We start from the raw sequence: 17,990 nt of genomic DNA on the forward strand, positions 1-17,990 counted from the left end.
AAACTTTTTTCAAGTTTTTTTAGCCGCAATACACCATAGTCCGTACGGGATTCGAACCCGTGTTACCGCCGTGAAAAGGCGGTGTCTTAACCCCTTGACCAACGGACCTGAGCTTTTCAACTCTTTCTATTATACCTACTTTTTTACCTTTGTCAAGGACTTTTTTCCTCTTTACCGAAATTCTGAAAAGATTAGGGAAAGTTCTCTCAGAAGAGCTTTACGTCCTCTAAAGACTTCTCCTCCCATTAGACGATCTATTAATTCTTGTTTTTCCATACTCTGCTTTGATTTGTAATTCTTTAGAAGTTCGTGAAAGAGATAATAATCGTCCAGCCTGAGTCCTTTTTCTCCTATACGATGGCTAATCTCACTCACCTCTTCATAGGGTTCTTTGTCAAAACGGCGCTTGTGGCTTTCCTGTTTACGGATGTAATCTAGGATACGATTTCTAAACTTTGTTTTAAAGCAGACATAAAGTCGATGGCGCTCGCCCTCTAATAACTCTGGATTGCGACTCACCAGCTCATACAGACATAACATGCCTTCCTGATCCCAGTCCTCTTTCTCCCACAGATGCAAATGATAATCTTTGCGACACTTATGGACGATTCCCTTACTTTCTTCATATAAGTCTTTTATATTCATAGACCTCTCCTTTCTGCATTTAGTTTAGCAAAATGCGCGAGTCCATGGATCTACTTCCTCTGTTTTATACTTCTTCCTCCCTCAACAGCACATAAAAAGAGAGGCAAAGCCTCTCTGGGGTTATAATTCTGCAATTTGGTTGAGATTCACTTCTGCAATCGTATCATTACCAAACATAGAGATAATCATCTTCACTTTGTTGTTATCAATTTCAGTAATTTTCCCTGTGTAGTCTGCAAAAGCACCATCAATGATGCGGACCGTCTGGCCAACTTCAACGTCAATATCAAACTCTTGAACAGTTTGTCCCATTGAAACCAGAATATCACGAATTTCTTGTTCCAATAGTGGAGTTGGTTTTGATCTGTTCCCGTGTGAGCCGACGAATCCTGTTACGTTAGGTGTGTTTCGAACGACGAACCATGCTTCATCGGTCATGACCATTTCTACAAGGACATAACCTGGAAAGCGATTCTCTTCAATTTCCTTTTTCTTTCCATTTTTCTCAACTTGCACGGTTTGTGTTGGAATCTCAACACGTAGAATATTATCCAACATGTTATATGTTTGCGCACGTTGCAATAGATTTTCTTTTACCTTATTTTCATAGCCAGAATAAGTTTGTAGAACAAACCATCCCTTGTCAAAACTATCCATGATATTTCCTTTCATACATATGATAGAAGAAAGCTAGAAGAACTTCTCCACTTTTCTTCTAAAAAATGTTAATAAATCGAATCAAACCTGATACAATCAACTGGTCAAAAATGTAAATGATGACCACAAAGAAGGCTGTGTATTCCATAATAGAGCGAAAATCTCTCCAGCTTTCTTTGCGAGTTGGCCAAGTTGTTTCTTTAAGAAGTTTAAAAATATCCTTAATAAAACCCATCGTTCTCTCCTATCTCGTTTCTCTATGTGTCGTATATTTTCCACAATGTTTACAAAATTTATTTACTTCTAGTCGTGTTGGCTTGGGGTTCCCACTAATTTTGATTGAATAATTCCTTGAACCACAAACTGCACAAGCTAGGCTTGCTTTTTTTAGTGCCATAACGCCTCCATCTTATCTATTATAACAAGAAACCTAGGCTTTGACAAGCCTCTTAACGAAATAGATTAAGGATTGAGTCCCATATTGTCTGGGCTTTTTCTTTTATTTTAGCTTCTGAAATCGCACGTCCTGCTTCATCTACAAGATTTTGTGCGCGACTACGAATATCTCCTATCGGGTCCTCAGACTGGTTTGTCTCATTTTCAACAACTTGCTTTTTCGTATTTTCTGGTTCAATCCCATTTTGTTTATAAGCATTCTCAACTGTAAAAGTGCTACCTGGAGTGTAAGGCAAAATGGTATTAGCCATACTTCTAAAGACATGGGCTGCTCCATTTGAGGTCGAACCTGCTAGATAATGACTCTCATCTGTTGTTGGGAAGCCTAGCCAGTGGCTGATTACAACATCTGGAGTATAGCCGATCACCCACTGGTCACTGGTATATTCCGGGTTGAAAACAGCTTCAGTCGTACCTGTTTTACCAGCCATAACGTAATCCGCTGGTGACGAACTAATTCCCGTACCATTGGTAAATGTTCCTAGCATCATGCTGGTCATTTTATCAGCTACAGACTTATCAATCACTCGTTTTTGGGAGTTTTTATGACTCTTGATGACCTGACCACTGGCATTTTCAATACGAGTGATGAAATGCGCTTCAGGCATCAGACCTCCATTAGCAAAGGCTGCATAGGCTTGCGCCATCTGGAGAGGATTCGTCTCCACACCTCCACCAAGAGCAACTCCAAGAACTCTGTCAACTTTTTCCATATTCAGGCCAAATCTCTCCCCAGCGTCAAAAGCTTTGTCAATACCTAATTCATTTACAGTCGCAACAGCTGGCAGGTTGAGTGATTCCGCCAAGGCCTGATACATAGGTACTTCTGGAGATGTCTTAATACCCGCATAGTTGTCTACTTGATAACTGTTGTACTGCATCGTATGATTATCCAGTTGCTTGTTCAAGGCCCATCCTGCTTCTACTGCGGGTGTATAAACGACTAAAGGTTTAATGGTTGAGCCTGGGCTACGCTTAGACTGAGTGGCATAGTTAAAATTGCGGAAGCCTGGTTTGTCATCACCAGCTACACGACCAACAACTCCACGCACCCCACCAGTCTTGGGTTCTAGAGCGACACTACCTGATTCGGCATGCGTTCCGTCTTCTGCTGTTGGAAATAGCGAAGTGTTTTCATAAATAACCTGCATGTTTGCTTGGTAGTTTTGGTCAAGCTCTGTGTAGATTCGATAGCCATTGTTAACAATCTCTTCTTCTGTGAGATTGTACTTGGAAACTGCTTCGTTGACAACTGCATCAAAATAGGACGGGTAACGATAATCCGAAACTTTGCCTTCATACTTATCTTGCAGTTGAGAAGACATATCTACTCCAGCCGCTTCGGTTTCTTGATTTTTATCAATATAGCCCGCTGCAACCATATTTTGCAAAACAGTATCCCTACGGTTGGTCGAAGTTTCAACAGAATTTAATGGATTGTACAATTCTGGTCCCTTGAGCATCCCTGCTAGAGTGGCCGCCTGATCAAGCGTTAGTTGTGAAGCCGATACACCAAAATATTTCTTACTTGCATCTTCAACGCCCCATACTCCATTTCCAAAGTAGGCGTTATTGAGGTACATAGTAAGGATTTGCTCCTTGCTGTATTTCTTGGTCAACTCTAAGGCAAGGAAAAACTCCTTGGCCTTCCGTTCAACGGTCTGATCCTGAGAAAGATAAGCATTTTTTGCCAACTGTTGAGTGATGGTGGATCCCCCTCCAGAACGACCTGCTGTAAGGATAGCTAGAAAGAAACGACCGTAGTTAATTCCATCATTTTTATAGAAGGAACGGTCCTCTGTCGCGACGACAGCATTTTGCAAGTCTTTACTGATATCTGTCAGTTCAACATAGGTTCCCTTTTGACCCGACAGGGCTCCTGCCTCTTTTTCTTCGCGATCAAAAATCAGAGTTCGCGTTTTCAAGGCATTTTGCAAATCATTGACATTGGTAGACTTGGCTATCGCAAATAGGTAGGTTCCTACTATCAAACCTGCACTTAACCCTAAAATGATGACGATTTTTGTCAGATGATAACGACGCCAGAATTTCCGAATCGGACCTACATGGCCTAATTTTTTTCTATCGCTCCGTGAACGACGCATGCTAGTCGAATCAGACTCTGCTGATTCATTCGTTTCTTTTTTAAAGAGAGAAAGAAACTTCTCAAATAATTTATCTAATTTCATGCGTTTATTTTATCATCTTCACCATAGGAACTCAAGAATTTAGCTACTCCCTATCCAAATAGGGCTTTTTTTGTTACAATATCTGTATGCAATTCACATTTACATTACCCGAATCCTTGCCTCAAATGACGGTCAAACAATTTCTAGAGGAACAACTCCTCATCCCTAGAAAAATCCGCCATTTTTTGAGAATAAAGAAGAACATCTTAATGAACCACAAACAAGTTCACTGGAACGAGATGGTCAAGCCAGGGGATATTTGTCAGTTGACTTTTGACGAGGAAGATTATCCCAAAAAAGAAATCCTTTGGGGCAATCCAGACCTCGTTCAAGAGATTTACCAAGACCAACATCTCATTATCGTCAACAAGCCCGAAGGCATGAAAACTCACGGAAATCAACCTGGTGAAATTGCCCTTCTCAACCATGTCTCTGCCTACGTTGGTCAAACCTGCTATGTCGTTCATCGCCTGGATATGGAAACAAGCGGTTTAGTGCTTTTTGCTAAAAATCCTTTTATCTTACCCATCCTCAATCGTTTGTTGGAAAAAAAGGAAATCGCTCGTGAGTACTGGGCACTTATAGAAGGGCGAGTAGAGAGTAAAGAACTTGTCTTTCGAGATAAAATTGGTCGTGATCGACACGATCGTAGAAAAAGAATAGTTGATGCAAAACATGGACAATATGCTGAAACACATGTAAGCAGATTAAAGCAATTCCCAAATCAGACTACCCTTGTCCGTTGTAAACTAAAGACCGGTCGAACACATCAAATCCGTATTCACCTCTCTCATCATAACCACCCTATTCTGGGCGATCCTCTCTATAACTCTAGTTCAAAAGTAAGCAGGCTCATGCTTCATGCCTTTCGACTTTCCTTTACTCATCCACTCACCTTAGAACAATTGAGTTTCACTGCCCTCTCGGATACTTTCGAAACAAAATTAAAACAAAATGGATGACACTATCATCCATTTTTCTATACAAAAAAGCAAGACCAGAAGGCCTTGCTTTTATCAACTCAAGAATTATTTAGCGATTTTTGCAAAGTATTCAAGAGTACGTACAAGTTGTGCAGTGTATGACATTTCGTTGTCGTACCATGATACAACTTTAACCAATTGTTTACCGTCAACGTCAAGAACTTTAGTTTGAGTTGCGTCAAACAATGAACCGTAAGACATACCTATGATATCTGAAGATACGATTGGATCTTCTGTGTAACCGTATGATTCGTTTGAAGCTGCTTTCATAGCTGCGTTTACTTCATCAACAGTAACGTTCTTTTCAAGAACTGCTACCAATTCAGTAACTGATCCAGTTGGAGTTGGAACACGTTGTGCAGATCCGTCAAGTTTACCGTTCAATTCTGGGATTACAAGACCGATAGCTTTAGCAGCACCAGTTGAGTTAGGAACGATGTTTGCAGCACCAGCGCGAGCACGGCGAAGGTCACCACCACGGTGTGGTCCGTCAAGGATCATTTGGTCACCAGTGTAAGCGTGGATAGTAGTCATCAATCCTTCTACAACACCGAAGTTGTCTTGAAGAGCTTTAGCCATTGGAGCCAAGCAGTTTGTAGTACATGAAGCACCTGAGATAACTGTTTCAGTACCGTCAAGAACGTCATGGTTAGTGTTAAATACAACTGTTTTAACGTCGTTTCCACCAGGAGCAGTGATAACAACTTTCTTAGCTCCACCTTTAAGGTGTTTTTCAGCTGCATCTTTCTTAGCAAAGAAACCAGTTGCTTCAAGAACGATTTCTACACCGTCAGTAGCCCAGTCGATTTGTTCTGGATCACGTTCAGCAGAAACTTTAACGAATTTACCGTTAACTTCGAATCCACCTTCTTTAACTTCTACAGTACCGTCGAAACGACCTTGAGTTGTGTCGTATTTCAACAAGTGTGCAAGCATAACTGGATCTGTAAGGTCGTTGATGCGAGTAACTTCAACACCTTCTACGTTTTGGATACGGCGGAAAGCAAGACGACCGATACGGCCGAAACCGTTAATACCAACTTTAACTACCATTAGTGATTTCCTCCTTATGAAAATCATGAAAATTTTATTGTGAAAAGAGTAACTTGAATCACTACAAATCACCTTTCAACAAACCTATTATATAACTATTTGAGTTTAATTGCAAGTACGGGCGTTGATTTTCTCTCCAGCTTTTCTACTTTTTCTCCCCCTTTTTATTCATCCATTTTTTTATTTTCAAAGTATATCTCTAGAATCTTTTATAATATCTGTATATTCTCTTTATTTCAAGGTGAAACTCCAATTTCAACGCTTTCAGAGTTTACAAAAAAGAGAGACAGGATATTTCCTGCCTCTAGGCTGATAAACGATTATTTACGACGTCCTGGACGTTCTGCATAACCATAGTAAGCATCTGCCATGATTTCTTCCATGTCAGCTACCATTGGCAAGCGAGGGTTAGCAGGTGAACATTGGTCTTCATAAGCAAGTAAGGCAATTTCATGCAAGCTGTCTTTCCAAGCTTTTTCATCGATTCCAAAGCCTTTGAAGTTCATTGTGATTCCAACTGCTTCACCAAGATCGTAAACTGCTTTGGCATAAGCTTCAACCGCTTCTTCTGGAGTTGAGTGAGGCAATCCAAGCATTCTAGCAATATCTTGGAATTTTTCGTCAGCTTTCCAGTAGTTATACTTAGGCCATGTAGTCGTCTTAGATGGGCGAGTACCATTGTAACGGATAACGTATGGAAGCAAGATTGCGTTTGTACGTCCGTGAACAGTATGGTGAACCGCACCGATCTTGTGGGCCATTGAGTGGCTCATACCAAGGAAGGCATTGGCAAAGGCCATACCAGCCATTGTAGATGCATTGTGCATTTTTTCACGTGCTTCTGGGTCAGCTGTCTTAACAGATTTTTCCAACCATTCAAATACAAGTTTGATTGTTTGAAGGGCGATACCGTCTGTGTAGTCGTTAGCAAAGTTTGAAGTGTAGGCTTCAGTAGCATGAGTCAAGACGTCCATACCTGTATCAGCTGCGATGAAGTCTGGAACTGACTCAACCAAAGCAGGGTCAACAATGGCAATAGTTGGTGTCAATGAGTAGTCAGCCAATGGGTATTTACGGTTGTTTTTCTTATCAGAGATAACGGCAAATGGTGTTACTTCTGAACCTGTACCTGAAGTTGTTGGGATACCGATGTACTTCGCTTTTTTACCAAGTGATGGGAAGCGGAAGGCACGTTTACGGATGTCCATGAATTTTTGAACCAAGTCACGGAAGTCGATTTGTGGTTGTTCGTAGAAGAGCCACATTACTTTCGCTGCATCCATTGGAGAACCACCACCAAGAGCGATGATTGTGTCTGGTTCAAATGCTCTCATTACTTCAGTACCACGTTCTACAGTTGTGATATCTGGGTCTGGTTCAACGTCTGAGAAGACTTGGACAGTTACACGGTTGCTGCGTTTGTTCAATTGGTCAATAATGCGTTGAACAAAACCAAGTTTTTCGATCGATTTGTCTGTAACAATCATAACGCGTTCAATATCTTCACATGTTTGAAGGTATTGGATAGAGTTGCGTTCGAAGTAAATTTTTGAAGGAACTTTAAACCATTGCATATTATTTCTACGTTTCCCTACTTTCTTGATGTTTAGAAGGTTGATCGCACTCACGTTATCACCGACTGAGTTGTGTCCATATGAACCACATCCAAGTGTCAATGATGGAATGAAGGCATTGTATACGTCCCCGATACCACCGAAAGTAGATGGAGAGTTCCAGATAATACGCATTGCTTTGATTTCTGTACCAAAGCGTTTAGCAAGAGCTTCGTCTTTTGTATGGATAGCTGCTGAGTGACCAAGTCCGTTAAACTCAACCATTTGACGAGCTTTTTTAAGACCGTCTTCTGTATCTTCAGCTTTTAGGACAGCGATAACTGGTGACAATTTCTCACGAGTCAATGGTTCTTTCGGTCCTACTTCTGCACATTCTGCCGCCAAGATGTTTGTTCCTTCTGGAACGCTAAATCCTGCTTGTTCAGCAATCCATGCTGCTGGTTTACCAACGATATTTGCATTTAGTTTAGCACCTGCACAGTTTTTGCTATTAGCTTTTACACCGAAACAGAATTCTTCAAGAAGTGCTTTTTCTTTCTTGTTTACAAAGTAAGTGTGATATGATTTAAATTCTTCTACAAATTCGTCATATACTTCTTTATCAATGATAACGGCTTGTTCTGATGCACAGACCATCCCATTATCAAATGATTTAGACATAACGATGTCATGAGCAGCTTGACGAAGGTCAGCAGATTTTTCTACATAGGCAGGAACGTTTCCGGCACCTACCCCAAGAGCTGGTTTTCCACATGAGTATGCAGCTTTAACCATAGCGTTCCCACCAGTTGCAAGAATAGTTGCAACACCTTCGTGGTTCATTAGCGCTCCAGTTGCTTCCATAGATGGCTTTGTAATCCATTGTACACAGTTTTCAGGTGCACCGGCTGCAATCGCTGCATCGCGAACGATTTGTGCTGCGTGTGCTGATGATTCTTGAGCTGATGGATGGAAAGCAAAAACGATTGGGTTGCGTGTCTTCAAAGCAATCAATGATTTGAAAATCGCTGTTGAAGTTGGGTTTGTTGTCGGAGTGACACCACAGATTACACCGACAGGTTCCGCAATCTTTGTCAAACCTGTAATTGGATCATCTTCAATAACTCCAACTGTCTTAACTCCACGCATATTGTTCACTACGTGTTCGCAGGCAAATAGGTTTTTTGTTGCCTTATCTTCAAATACCCCACGACCAGTTTCTTCAACTGCATGTTGTGCAAGGATACCGTGCGCGTCAAGTGCTGCAACCGAAGCTTTTGCCACGATATAGTCAACTTGCTCTTGGTTCAACTTGCGCATTTCATCAAGCGCAACCAAGGCTTTTTTCACGAGACCATCGACATGCTTTTCAGCAGCAAGTTGTTTTTCCTCTGGTGTTACTGTTTTTTTATCAGCCATATTATCCTCCATAGCCTTTAAGGATGTTATCCTTTGTTAATTTTTTCACAAGTTTATTATAACTCTTTTTTTATGCTTTGTAAACAGTTTCATAAGCATTTCACAAAGAAATTTTCTAATATTGTGATTTTTTTCTCAATATAGCTATATAATAGAGTTTTGTCTGGACGATTGTGAAATTATGGAAAAAATTTTTTTATTTCACAAAGTTTTTCTAGTTGATAGTTAGTTATCGAATCCAAGACAAGAAAGCGTTTTCTTTTTTGGTTTTGAAGATAGTCTCCTAACTTGGAGACTACTGTTTTTGCTGAAAAACGCCTTGTTTAAAGGTCCCTTCATAAACAACTTCTTGCTCTGTCGTCAACTTCCCTTGACCTTCAGCCTGACCATTTACAAAATCACCCTCATATTTCCAGCCATCTTTTGATTGGAAAGTCCCTTTTCCATTAAAGGCTCCATTATTGAAATCACCTGTATATTGGTCTCCATTTTCAAAGGTCAAGGTTCCTTGACCATTCATTTTCCCTCGTACCAAGGTGCCATCATAAACAAGAGCTCCACCATCAAGTGTCAAGACACCTTTTTTAGGCGTATTTAGCAGAAATACCGAAAGAGCACAGAGTACCATTACGACCACTGCAATGAGCTCTAACCTAGGACGAGTTAGGTAAACTCTACACTTCTCATAAAATTGTTTAAGCTTTTCCATTGTCACTCTCATTTTCTAATCGATCTAGCCAGCTTTGACATCCACTTGTGATACGAGTATAGGTTTCCTCAAAATCTCCTGTATACCAAGGATCTGGGACACTTTCAGATGCAAAAGAGTAAATTTTGTACTGTAGTTCCTGAGGACACATGTGACGCAGATCTGAAACGTTTGAAGCATCCATACCGATAATGTAATCAAACGATTCAAAGTCTTCTCTGCCAATCTGAAGCGATGTTTTATCTTTGTCATACGGGATCTGATATTGCTGGAAAATTCCTTGCGTTCCCTTATGAATCGGATTGCCATGTTCCCATGATGACGTTGCACGACTCTCGACTTGGTAAGCGCTCGTCATGGACTTCATCACAAACTCTGCCATGGGACTTCGGCAAATATTTCCTAAGCAAACAAATACTATTTTTTTCATCCCTTTTCCTCTTGTCTCATAGAAAAACGGGAGTGACAGGTCCCGTTTTATTCTTCGATTGCTCCGCCTTCGTCAACAACTGTTCCTTCTGGTGTCACAGCTTCTTTGAGTGGCAAAACGGTCTTAATAGCAGCCAATTCAAAAGTCAAATAAACGCCATCTACATCCAGTACGATTGTACCTTTCTCAGTATCTACTTCATCCACTGTTCCGTAAAGCCCACCAATTGTAATGACTTCATAGCCTTTTTGAAGCTTGTTCAAGCTTTCCATACGCTTTTGTGCTTGTTTCTTTTGAGAACGTTGCATAAAGAACATCAAGGCAAACATACCTACAAGCATGATCAAAAATGTTAAATTTGGACTAATATTTTCCATAGTATTTTCTCCTTTGTATTTTACATAGGACTACTATATCAAATTTCAGCTACTTTTACAAGGTTGTGCCTTGTTTTTATAGTTATAAAAAATCAGAGTGGAAACTCTGATTTTTGTGATTATTTCAAGTTTTGAACGACTTTGACTAGATTTTCTACCGTAAATCCATACTCTGCCAATACTTTTGGTGCTGGGGCAGATGCTCCAAAGGTATCAATACCGAGAACTGCACCATCAAGACCAACATACTTGTACCAGTTTTGAGTTGCACCCATTTCGACTGCAACACGACGGCGAACTGCATTTGGAAGGATTTCTTCCTTGTAAGCTGCATCTTGTGCGTCAAAGACATCTGTTGATGGCATGCTGACTACACGGACTTTTGCCCCTTGGCTAGCCAATTCTTTGGCAGCTGCGACCGCCAAATTCACCTCTGAACCTGTTGCAATCAAAATCGTATCAAAGTCTGCTGCATTTTCATAGACAACATAGGCACCTTTCGCAACTTTATCAAAGTCTGTTCCCTCTTCTACAGTCAAGTTTTGACGTGTCAAGACAAGGGCAGTTGGTGTTTTTTCGCTTGTCACGGCAAGGTACCAAGCTGCTTGAGTTTCACGCGCATCTGCTGGGCGGAAAACATTGAGATTTGGCATAGCACGAAGACCTGCTAGGTGTTCAACTGGTTCGTGCGTTGGACCATCTTCACCAACTGCGATTGAATCGTGGGTAAAGACATAAGTCACAGGAAGTCCTTGCAAGGCTGACAAGCGGACAGCTGCTTTCACATAGTCAGAGAAGACGAAGAAAGTACCTCCGTACACACGAAGTCCACCGTGAAGGGCCATCCCGTTCAAGATCGTTCCCATTGCAAATTCACGAACACCAAACTGAATGTTGCGGTTCAAGCGATTAGCGTCGTCTTGAAGTCCATCCGTTTTGATGTAAGTCATGTTTGAGTGAGCAAGGTCAGCTGAACCACCTAGGAAGGTTGGCAATTTAGCAGCTACAACGTTCAAAGCATCTTGACTTGAATTACGAGTTGCTTGAGAGAAGCCATTTTCTAAGGCTGGGAAGTCTGCTGGAGTCACTTCAACTGGATCACGGCCGTCGATAATGGCTTCTACTTCTGCAGCCAGTTCTGGATGCGCTTCTTTATAGTCAGCGACTAATTTAGTCCAAGCTTGATAAGCTGATGCACCACGGTCTGCAACATTTTCCTTGAAATCAGCATAAACTTGATCTGGGATTTCAAATGGTTCATAGTCCCAACCGAGCGCTTGGCGAGTTGCTGCAGTTTCATCTGCTCCAAGAGGAGCACCGTGTACGGCATTAGTTCCTTGTTTGTTTGGAGAGCCATATCCAATAACAGTCTTCACTTCAATCAAAGATGGCTTGCCTGAAGCTTTAGCTGTTTCGATAGCAGCATGGATAGCTTCCAAGTCTGTTCCATCTTCAACTAAGGCAGTGTGCCAACCGTAGGCATTGTAACGATCACGAACACTCTCAGTGAAAGAATCCTTTGTCTCACCATCCAAGTTGATGTCATTTGAATCATAAAGAACCACCAACTTGTCAAGTTTTTGCAAGCCTGCGTATGAAGCCGCCTCACTTGAGACACCTTCCATCAAATCTCCGTCTCCACAGATCACATAAGTATAGTGGTCAAAGATATTGAAACCTTCGCGGTTATATTTGGCTGCTAAGAAACGTTCTGCTTGGGCAAAACCAGTGGCAGTTGAAATCCCTTGTCCTAGAGGTCCAGTAGTAGCGTCAACCCCTGCTGTATGACCAAATTCTGGGTGACCTGGTGTTTTGGAACCCCATTGGCGGAAGTTCTTGACTTCATCCATGCTAACATCTTCAAAACCAGAGAGGTGAAGAAGGGCATAAAGAAGCATTGAGCCGTGTCCTGCTGAAAGAATAAAGCGATCGCGGTTGATCCAGTTTGGTTGAGCTGGATTGATACGAAGTTGCTTTGTAAAGAGGCTATAGGCCATAGGAGCAGCCCCCATAACCACCCCTGGGTGACCTGAGTTTGCTTTGTTGATGGCGTCAATACCTAGAAAACGAATTGCATTAACAGATAGATTTGACATAGAATTTCCTTTCTCTTTGAGGTGATTAATAAATCACACATCCTATTTTACTATTATATGAAAAAATGCATAGAATAGCAATAAAACAATTTGCGCTCATCTAACACATTTGATTTGTCTATCCCCTCGTTACTTCATAGTAAGGCAACAAGCGCGTATAAGCGTCTTCTAGCTTCTCTAATATCGCTTCTACTGACTGATTTTCTATAAAAGAAACATCTGCCTTGACTAAGACTTTTCGGACTTCCTGACTTCTCAGCTTCTCGCGTAAAGTACGACGATTTTCTTCATTAGCCTCCATCTTATAACTTTCCCCATTTGAGTAGACTAGATAATAAATTCCTTCTACCGCTGGAAGTTCTAAAACCTTGGCTTGCTTGTCCAAGGTCTGTTCGTCTTTCTTACGCTCGATGAAACTGACTTCCAAAGAAACCCCAAAGTCAGTAGGTGCTCCATATAAACGCAAGGCCATCATAGGTTCTGTCACTTGTCCGTCTCTCTGAAGATAGGCCCAGAAATGCGGCCGCAAGCGTTGCGCTTGGTTCATCCACTGGCTAGTCTGTTGGAGTTGCCATTCTGGATGACTTGCTTGAAAGGTTTTGGCCAATTCTGTGAAAGACTTCCGTGCCTCTTGACCTTTTTGCCGCAAATTCAACATCTTTTCTCTTTCATCGCCAGCTTTATCAGGATTACGGTACTGGACACCTGCAAATGATAGGTATTCTCTAACTGCTTTCAGCATATCTGAATCTTTCCTTTCCTAGCAAAAAATCAGGACAAACCTGATTTTGCTTTGCTTATTCTGCATCTACGACAACATAGCGATTTGGCTCATCGCCTTCAGAGTAACTCGTCACGCCATCCATGCGTGAAATAATGCGATGGATAATCTTGCGTTCGCTATTTGACATTGGATCAGTTTGTTGGCTACGTCCTTCTTCTAAAACGCGAGTCGCCAATTTTTGAGCGTAGGTTTGCAAGACTTCTGCACGGTGTTCAACGTAATCATTGACATTGATTGTGATGTAGAAGGTTCTTGAATAGCGATTGTAAAGGTAATTTTGCGCTAACAGCTGAAGAGCTTTCAAGACTTTCCCGTGGTAGCCGATAATACGGCCTGGTTCATTAGTGTCAATTTGAAGATTGATGGTGCGGCGATTGTAGTCGCTTGAAATCGTCCCTTCAACATCCATATCATCTACAATGGTTTGAACGTAGCTAGCTACTTCTGTTGCCACTTGTTCGATGTCATAACTTGGTTCTACTTTCAAGCCTAAATCTTCCAAAGACTGGCTTGTTGTTTCCTGCGTTTCAGTTTCTTTTTCTGGAGCAGATTCCACTTCCTCGGTAGTATTCTCTGGTTCCAATTCATTTAAAATTGAAATATGGCCTGTTTCTTCCAAAATCGTGCTGGCATGTTTTTCATTTTTCAAGATTTCAGCCTTGACCTCTTCAGAGACACCTTGACCTTCTTCTTCAATCTTCTTAATCGCTTCAACTACATGCCCCAAATCAACAGTTGCTTCACTTACTGTTTTCACGGGTTCATTTTTTTCATTAACTTCTTTTGGAACCCCTTTAATGGCCTGCTGGTTGGCTTTGATCACTGTCGTTTCACTAATGGCTTCGATATCAACTTGAGCTGGCTTCTTACCAAACAAGCCTAAGAATCCTTTTTTCTCTTTCGAAACGACCTTGATGTGGGCCTTCATTCTTGGAATGTCTAATTCTTTCAATCCTTTTTGGATTGCTTCTTCAACCGTTGAACCTGTAAATAATACCATTACCAGATTCCTCCTTATTTTTTCTTTTTCTGTGCTTTTTTCAAAGCTCTTCTCTTCTTGCCTTCTAAATCTTTTTCTGCTTGCGCCACTGCTTCTCTTTCAGCAATAATCTTGAAAGGATTGTTCAGGAAATAGGTTTGCAAAACTTGGTAAGCATTGGATACAGCCCAGTACAAGGCTACACCACTTGGGGCGGAAATGGCAAAAACAAAGATCAATACAGGCATACCATACATCATCCCTGTCGTAGCTCCACTTTTTTCGGACAAAGCTTTATTCGATAACCAGCTACTCAAGAAGGTAAAGACTGCCGCCAAAATCGGAAGGACAAAACTTGTATCTACTCCTCCCAAATTAATCCATAAAAAGTGACCTGTTTTCAAAAAGTCAACTCGACTCAAGGCTTGAAAGAGCGCCAAGAGAACCGGCATTTGTATTAAAATTGGCCAGAGAGAGGATGAATGCTTGATTCCTAACTCTTTATAAACCTTACGCATCTCCTGGTCTAGCTTGGTTCTACTTTCCATATCACGACCCGGATATTGCTCTCGCAAAGCCTTGATGCGTGGTTGAGCCTCTTGCATTTTTCTAGAGGCAACCATCTGTGTCTGAAAGACCGGCAATAAAATCGTCCGAATCAAGATTGTGAAGAGGATAATCCCCACTCCGATACTAATGTCAAAGGACAAAAAGCGGATAATTTCAGCAAAAAAATAAACGAATTTGCTCCAAAAGTCTGTCGAATCTGCTGTTATATCGCTAGCTGTACCATTTGTTGCACAGGCTGTCATGATAACCAAGGACAAGCCCAACAAACTAGTCAACTGTAGTTTCTTTTTCACTCCCATTTCCTTCCTGGTAAATCTTTGATAACTTTAATACGTGGAGTAGGTTTTTCTCCATCTCTGCATATTCCAAGGTTTCCACCCCTTTTCGGGCAATCACGACAAAATCAACATGCTCTACTAAACTCCCTTTTACACTTTGTAGAATGTGCCGGATTCGTCTTTTAATTTGATTTCTGGTAACTGCATTCCCCAGCTTTTTGCTGACGGACAGTCCTACTCGAAAATGGTTTTGCTGGTTTTCCAATTGGTAGACAACAAATTTTCGATTGGCAAAACTTGTTCCGTCCTTGAAAATCGCCTTAAAATCTTTCTCTCTTTTTACACGAAAGCTTTTCTTCAAAACTCAACTCCATCTATTAAATTACTACTATTATACCATATTTTTTGAAAAAGCCAATAACAGCAAGGTTTTAGACATTTTCTACATAAAAAAAGCTGGAAAATCTCTTTCCCAACTTCTTTTTACAATCAAATTTTACGTGTATTTACTTATTTTTTCAAGCGCTCAACATCGCGTGCAATCACCAATTCTTCATCTGTTGGAATAACCAAGACACGGATTTTCGCTGCGTCAGTTGAGATGTCTCCCGTTACGCCAAAGACGTTCTTTTCTGGATCCACATCACAACCAAACCAAGAGATACCTGAAATGACATCCTCACGAACCAAAGCTGCATTTTCACCGATCCCTGCTGTGAAGATAATCGCATCTGCTCCATTTAGGACTGCAAGGTATTGACCGATATGTTTTTGAATACGATCGACATACATTTCATAAGCCAAAGTCGCATCATGGTCTCCTGCTTCCATGGCAGCAATCACATCACGCATATCGCTTGACTGACCAGAAACTCCCATGAGCCCTGATTCACGATTGAGAACGCGACTAATATCTTCAGGGGTATTGAAATCCTCTGTATATTGCATGAGATAAGGGATGATAGCAGGATCAATATCTCCTGTACGAGTTCCCATCATCACACCGCCGAGTGGTGTGAATCCCATAGAAGTATCCACAGACTTCCCACCCTTAACAGCTGTGATAGAAGCCCCGTTACCAATATGGCAGGTAATCAATTTCAAATCTTCTAGAGGACGGCCCAAAAGTTTCGCTGCTTCTCCTGCGACAAACTGGTGACTTGTCCCGTGGGCTCCGTATTTACGAACCTTGTTCTCAGTGTAATACTTAGTTGGTAGAGGATAGCGGTAAGCCTTCTCTGGCATGCTTGTGTGGAATGAGGTATCAAATACGACAACACTGGTAATATCTGGAAGCAATTCCTTAAATGCGCGAATTCCAGCTGCGTTAGCTGGATTGTGAAGAGGAGCTAAAAGTCCCAACTCTTCGACTTTCTCTAAAACATCGCCCTCAACGACCGTTGATTCCTTGAAGTATTCACCACCAGCTACAACGCGGTGCCCAACACCTGTAATCTCATCATAAGATTTGATGATATCGAAACGAATCAAATCATCCAATAAAATTTTAACGGCTTGTGTGTGATCTTCAATATCAAGAATTTGTTTTTCAGAACGGTCGTCAAATTTTACAGTTGAGATCGAATCCTTCAAGCCAATACGTTCAATCAAGCCTTTCGCCAATACTGTTTCTTCTGGCATTTGATAAAGTTGCCATTTCAAGCTTGAGCTTCCTGCATTGATTGCAATTGTTTTTGTCATAAGATGATACCTCTTTTTTAAGCGTTTTCATCTATTATAACAAAATCTCTTTTATATTTCAGTACCTTTGCTCCAATTTTGAAAATTTTCTTTAAAGGTCAACAATACTGACGGATCTTGCAAGCTAGTAAGAGGGTAAACAAAGGGTTCTATTTCCTTGTCTCTTTTCTTCTGTAAGACAAAAATACTTTTAGCTTGGCTTGCAGTTGAGAAAATATCCTCTGGCAGAGCGATGATAGCAGCCAGACTCACTTCGTCTTTGAGCCACCCTTTTAATAAGTCACTTTGAGGACTGGTCAATAAATCACTCGGAGCTAGAAAAATAGCATAGCCATCTGAATTAAGGTACTTGAGCCCTTGCTCCATCAGCAAATGATGGGCATAGGTATGCTCTTGACTAGAAGCCACTTGATAGCGCGAAGCGATGGCATCTTCTGGGTAATAGCCAACAGGCAAGTCGCTAATGACCACGTCGCTTTCTTTAAGCATTTGCGGACGAACGGCATCGCCTTGGACAAAACCAGCCTGCAAACCAATCACATCTGCCATACTGGCTGCCAAATCAATCAGCAAATCATCCACTTCGACTCCCAAGTAATCTACTTTTTTAGCGAGAGAAGTCAAGAAAGTAGCCCCCAAAATCCCCATACCAGAACCTATTTCGAGGATGCTAATTTCCTCTTGTTTAAACAACTCTTCTACAATGAGTACCAAGAGAAGGGCAATGGCATCTGGTGTAAACTGGTGATTGGCCTGTAAAGGTTCCGTTTGTCCTGCCTTCATCAAGAGAAACTGGTAGGTCTTGAGCCACTCTTCCTTGCGAAGTGCTAAACGCTTAAGGGCTTGATTGTTGTCTTTGACCTGCTCTAGCTCAGTTTCACCATCCAGATAGATGCTGTTTTGCTCCACTAAGGCATCATAAAAGTTGGTCGCCAAATCACTTTGGATGACTTGGACATTCTCTAGTAAATACGTATAAGCTTGTTCAATTTTTTCAAAATCCATATTCCTATCTTATCAAATTTCCCTCCTTTTTTCCATCTGAAGAGAAAAAATCACTGCTTTAGTGAACTGCACTCCAAAAGTTAGACAGAAAAAATCTAACTTTTGG

Annotated in this window: 18 protein-coding genes and 1 tRNA gene; 1 reads left to right on the forward strand and 18 read right to left on the reverse strand. The window is 41.3% G+C overall.

From position 1 onward, the window contains the following. Positions 1-36: 36 nt before the first annotated feature. The 6 genes from O3655_RS09200 to pbp2a form a co-directional block, all read right to left on the reverse strand. Positions 37-108 (reverse strand) — tRNA-Glu (locus tag O3655_RS09200). Positions 109-171: 63 nt separating this feature from the next. Continuing rightward, positions 172-645 (reverse strand): hypothetical protein, encoded by a 474-nt coding sequence (locus O3655_RS09205; protein WP_042902002.1) that lies wholly within the window; start codon positions 643-645, stop codon positions 172-174. Between the two features lie 120 nt (positions 646-765). Continuing rightward, positions 766-1,302, reverse strand: a complete 537-nt coding sequence (nusG, locus tag O3655_RS09210; RefSeq protein WP_000376728.1) for a transcription termination/antitermination protein NusG — start codon at positions 1,300-1,302, stop codon at positions 766-768. A gap of 58 nt (positions 1,303-1,360) precedes the next feature. Continuing rightward, positions 1,361-1,537: a preprotein translocase subunit SecE gene (gene secE, locus O3655_RS09215; protein WP_000505776.1), complete on the reverse strand. Its 177-nt coding sequence runs from the start codon at positions 1,535-1,537 to the stop codon at positions 1,361-1,363. 9 nt (positions 1,538-1,546) lie between these two features. Beyond that, complete coding sequence (gene rpmG / locus O3655_RS09220) at positions 1,547-1,699, reverse strand: 50S ribosomal protein L33 (RefSeq protein ID WP_001809375.1); 153 nt, start codon at positions 1,697-1,699, stop codon at positions 1,547-1,549. Between the two features lie 52 nt (positions 1,700-1,751). Beyond that, positions 1,752-3,947 (reverse strand): penicillin-binding protein PBP2A, encoded by a 2,196-nt coding sequence (gene pbp2a, locus O3655_RS09225; protein WP_042902001.1) that lies wholly within the window; start codon positions 3,945-3,947, stop codon positions 1,752-1,754. 86 nt (positions 3,948-4,033) lie between these two features. On the opposite strand from pbp2a, the gene O3655_RS09230 reads away from it, so the two are divergent. Beyond that, a complete protein-coding gene (locus O3655_RS09230) occupies positions 4,034-4,909 on the forward strand; it encodes an RluA family pseudouridine synthase (RefSeq protein ID WP_013670154.1) in 876 nt (291 codons plus the stop codon). Positions 4,910-4,975: 66 nt separating this feature from the next. Here the strand turns inward: O3655_RS09230 and gap are convergent, their stop codons facing one another. From gap to O3655_RS09290, 12 genes are all read right to left on the reverse strand, one after another. Continuing rightward, complete coding sequence (gene gap, locus O3655_RS09235; RefSeq protein ID WP_308697452.1) at positions 4,976-5,983, reverse strand: type I glyceraldehyde-3-phosphate dehydrogenase; 1,008 nt, start codon at positions 5,981-5,983, stop codon at positions 4,976-4,978. Positions 5,984-6,303: 320 nt separating this feature from the next. After that, a complete protein-coding gene (gene adhE, locus O3655_RS09240) occupies positions 6,304-8,955 on the reverse strand; it encodes a bifunctional acetaldehyde-CoA/alcohol dehydrogenase (protein ID WP_000763996.1) in 2,652 nt (883 codons plus the stop codon). Positions 8,956-9,250: 295 nt separating this feature from the next. Then, the gene (locus O3655_RS09245) at positions 9,251-9,664 is read right to left on the reverse strand and encodes an MORN repeat-containing protein (RefSeq protein ID WP_061853373.1); all 414 of its coding nucleotides are present in this window, start codon (positions 9,662-9,664) and stop codon (positions 9,251-9,253) included. Next, positions 9,651-10,094, reverse strand: a complete 444-nt coding sequence (locus O3655_RS09250; protein WP_061421823.1) for a low molecular weight protein-tyrosine-phosphatase — start codon at positions 10,092-10,094, stop codon at positions 9,651-9,653. Before O3655_RS09250 ends, O3655_RS09245 begins: the two co-directional genes overlap by 14 nt. A gap of 47 nt (positions 10,095-10,141) precedes the next feature. After that, positions 10,142-10,462, reverse strand: coding sequence for a preprotein translocase subunit YajC (yajC, locus tag O3655_RS09255; protein WP_025168800.1), 321 nt, complete (start codon positions 10,460-10,462; stop codon positions 10,142-10,144). Positions 10,463-10,590: 128 nt separating this feature from the next. Beyond that, positions 10,591-12,567, reverse strand: coding sequence for a transketolase (gene tkt / locus O3655_RS09260; RefSeq protein WP_308697451.1), 1,977 nt, complete (start codon positions 12,565-12,567; stop codon positions 10,591-10,593). A 118-nt stretch (positions 12,568-12,685) separates the two neighbouring features. Beyond that, positions 12,686-13,309, reverse strand: a complete 624-nt coding sequence (locus O3655_RS09265) for a hypothetical protein (RefSeq protein WP_049478892.1) — start codon at positions 13,307-13,309, stop codon at positions 12,686-12,688. Between the two features lie 55 nt (positions 13,310-13,364). Further along, positions 13,365-14,351, reverse strand: a complete 987-nt coding sequence (gene jag, locus O3655_RS09270; RefSeq protein ID WP_070657909.1) for an RNA-binding cell elongation regulator Jag/EloR — start codon at positions 14,349-14,351, stop codon at positions 13,365-13,367. A gap of 14 nt (positions 14,352-14,365) precedes the next feature. After that, positions 14,366-15,193 carry a membrane protein insertase YidC gene (locus tag O3655_RS09275; RefSeq protein WP_162837405.1) on the reverse strand — a complete coding sequence of 276 codons (828 nt, stop codon included), beginning with the start codon at positions 15,191-15,193 and terminating at the stop codon, positions 14,366-14,368. Continuing rightward, positions 15,168-15,539, reverse strand: a complete 372-nt coding sequence (gene rnpA / locus O3655_RS09280) for a ribonuclease P protein component (protein WP_000748120.1) — start codon at positions 15,537-15,539, stop codon at positions 15,168-15,170. Before rnpA ends, O3655_RS09275 begins: the two co-directional genes overlap by 26 nt. 149 nt (positions 15,540-15,688) lie before the next feature. After that, complete coding sequence (locus O3655_RS09285; RefSeq protein WP_049478134.1) at positions 15,689-16,879, reverse strand: acetate kinase; 1,191 nt, start codon at positions 16,877-16,879, stop codon at positions 15,689-15,691. A 51-nt stretch (positions 16,880-16,930) separates the two neighbouring features. Next, on the reverse strand, positions 16,931-17,884 hold the full coding sequence (locus tag O3655_RS09290) for a class I SAM-dependent methyltransferase (RefSeq protein ID WP_308697450.1): 954 nt from the start codon (positions 17,882-17,884) through the stop codon (positions 16,931-16,933). Positions 17,885-17,990 lie beyond the last annotated feature (106 nt).

This window comes from Streptococcus sp. 27098_8_70 (assembly GCF_041432215.1).
Lineage (GTDB): Bacteria > Bacillota > Bacilli > Lactobacillales > Streptococcaceae > Streptococcus > Streptococcus oralis_CP.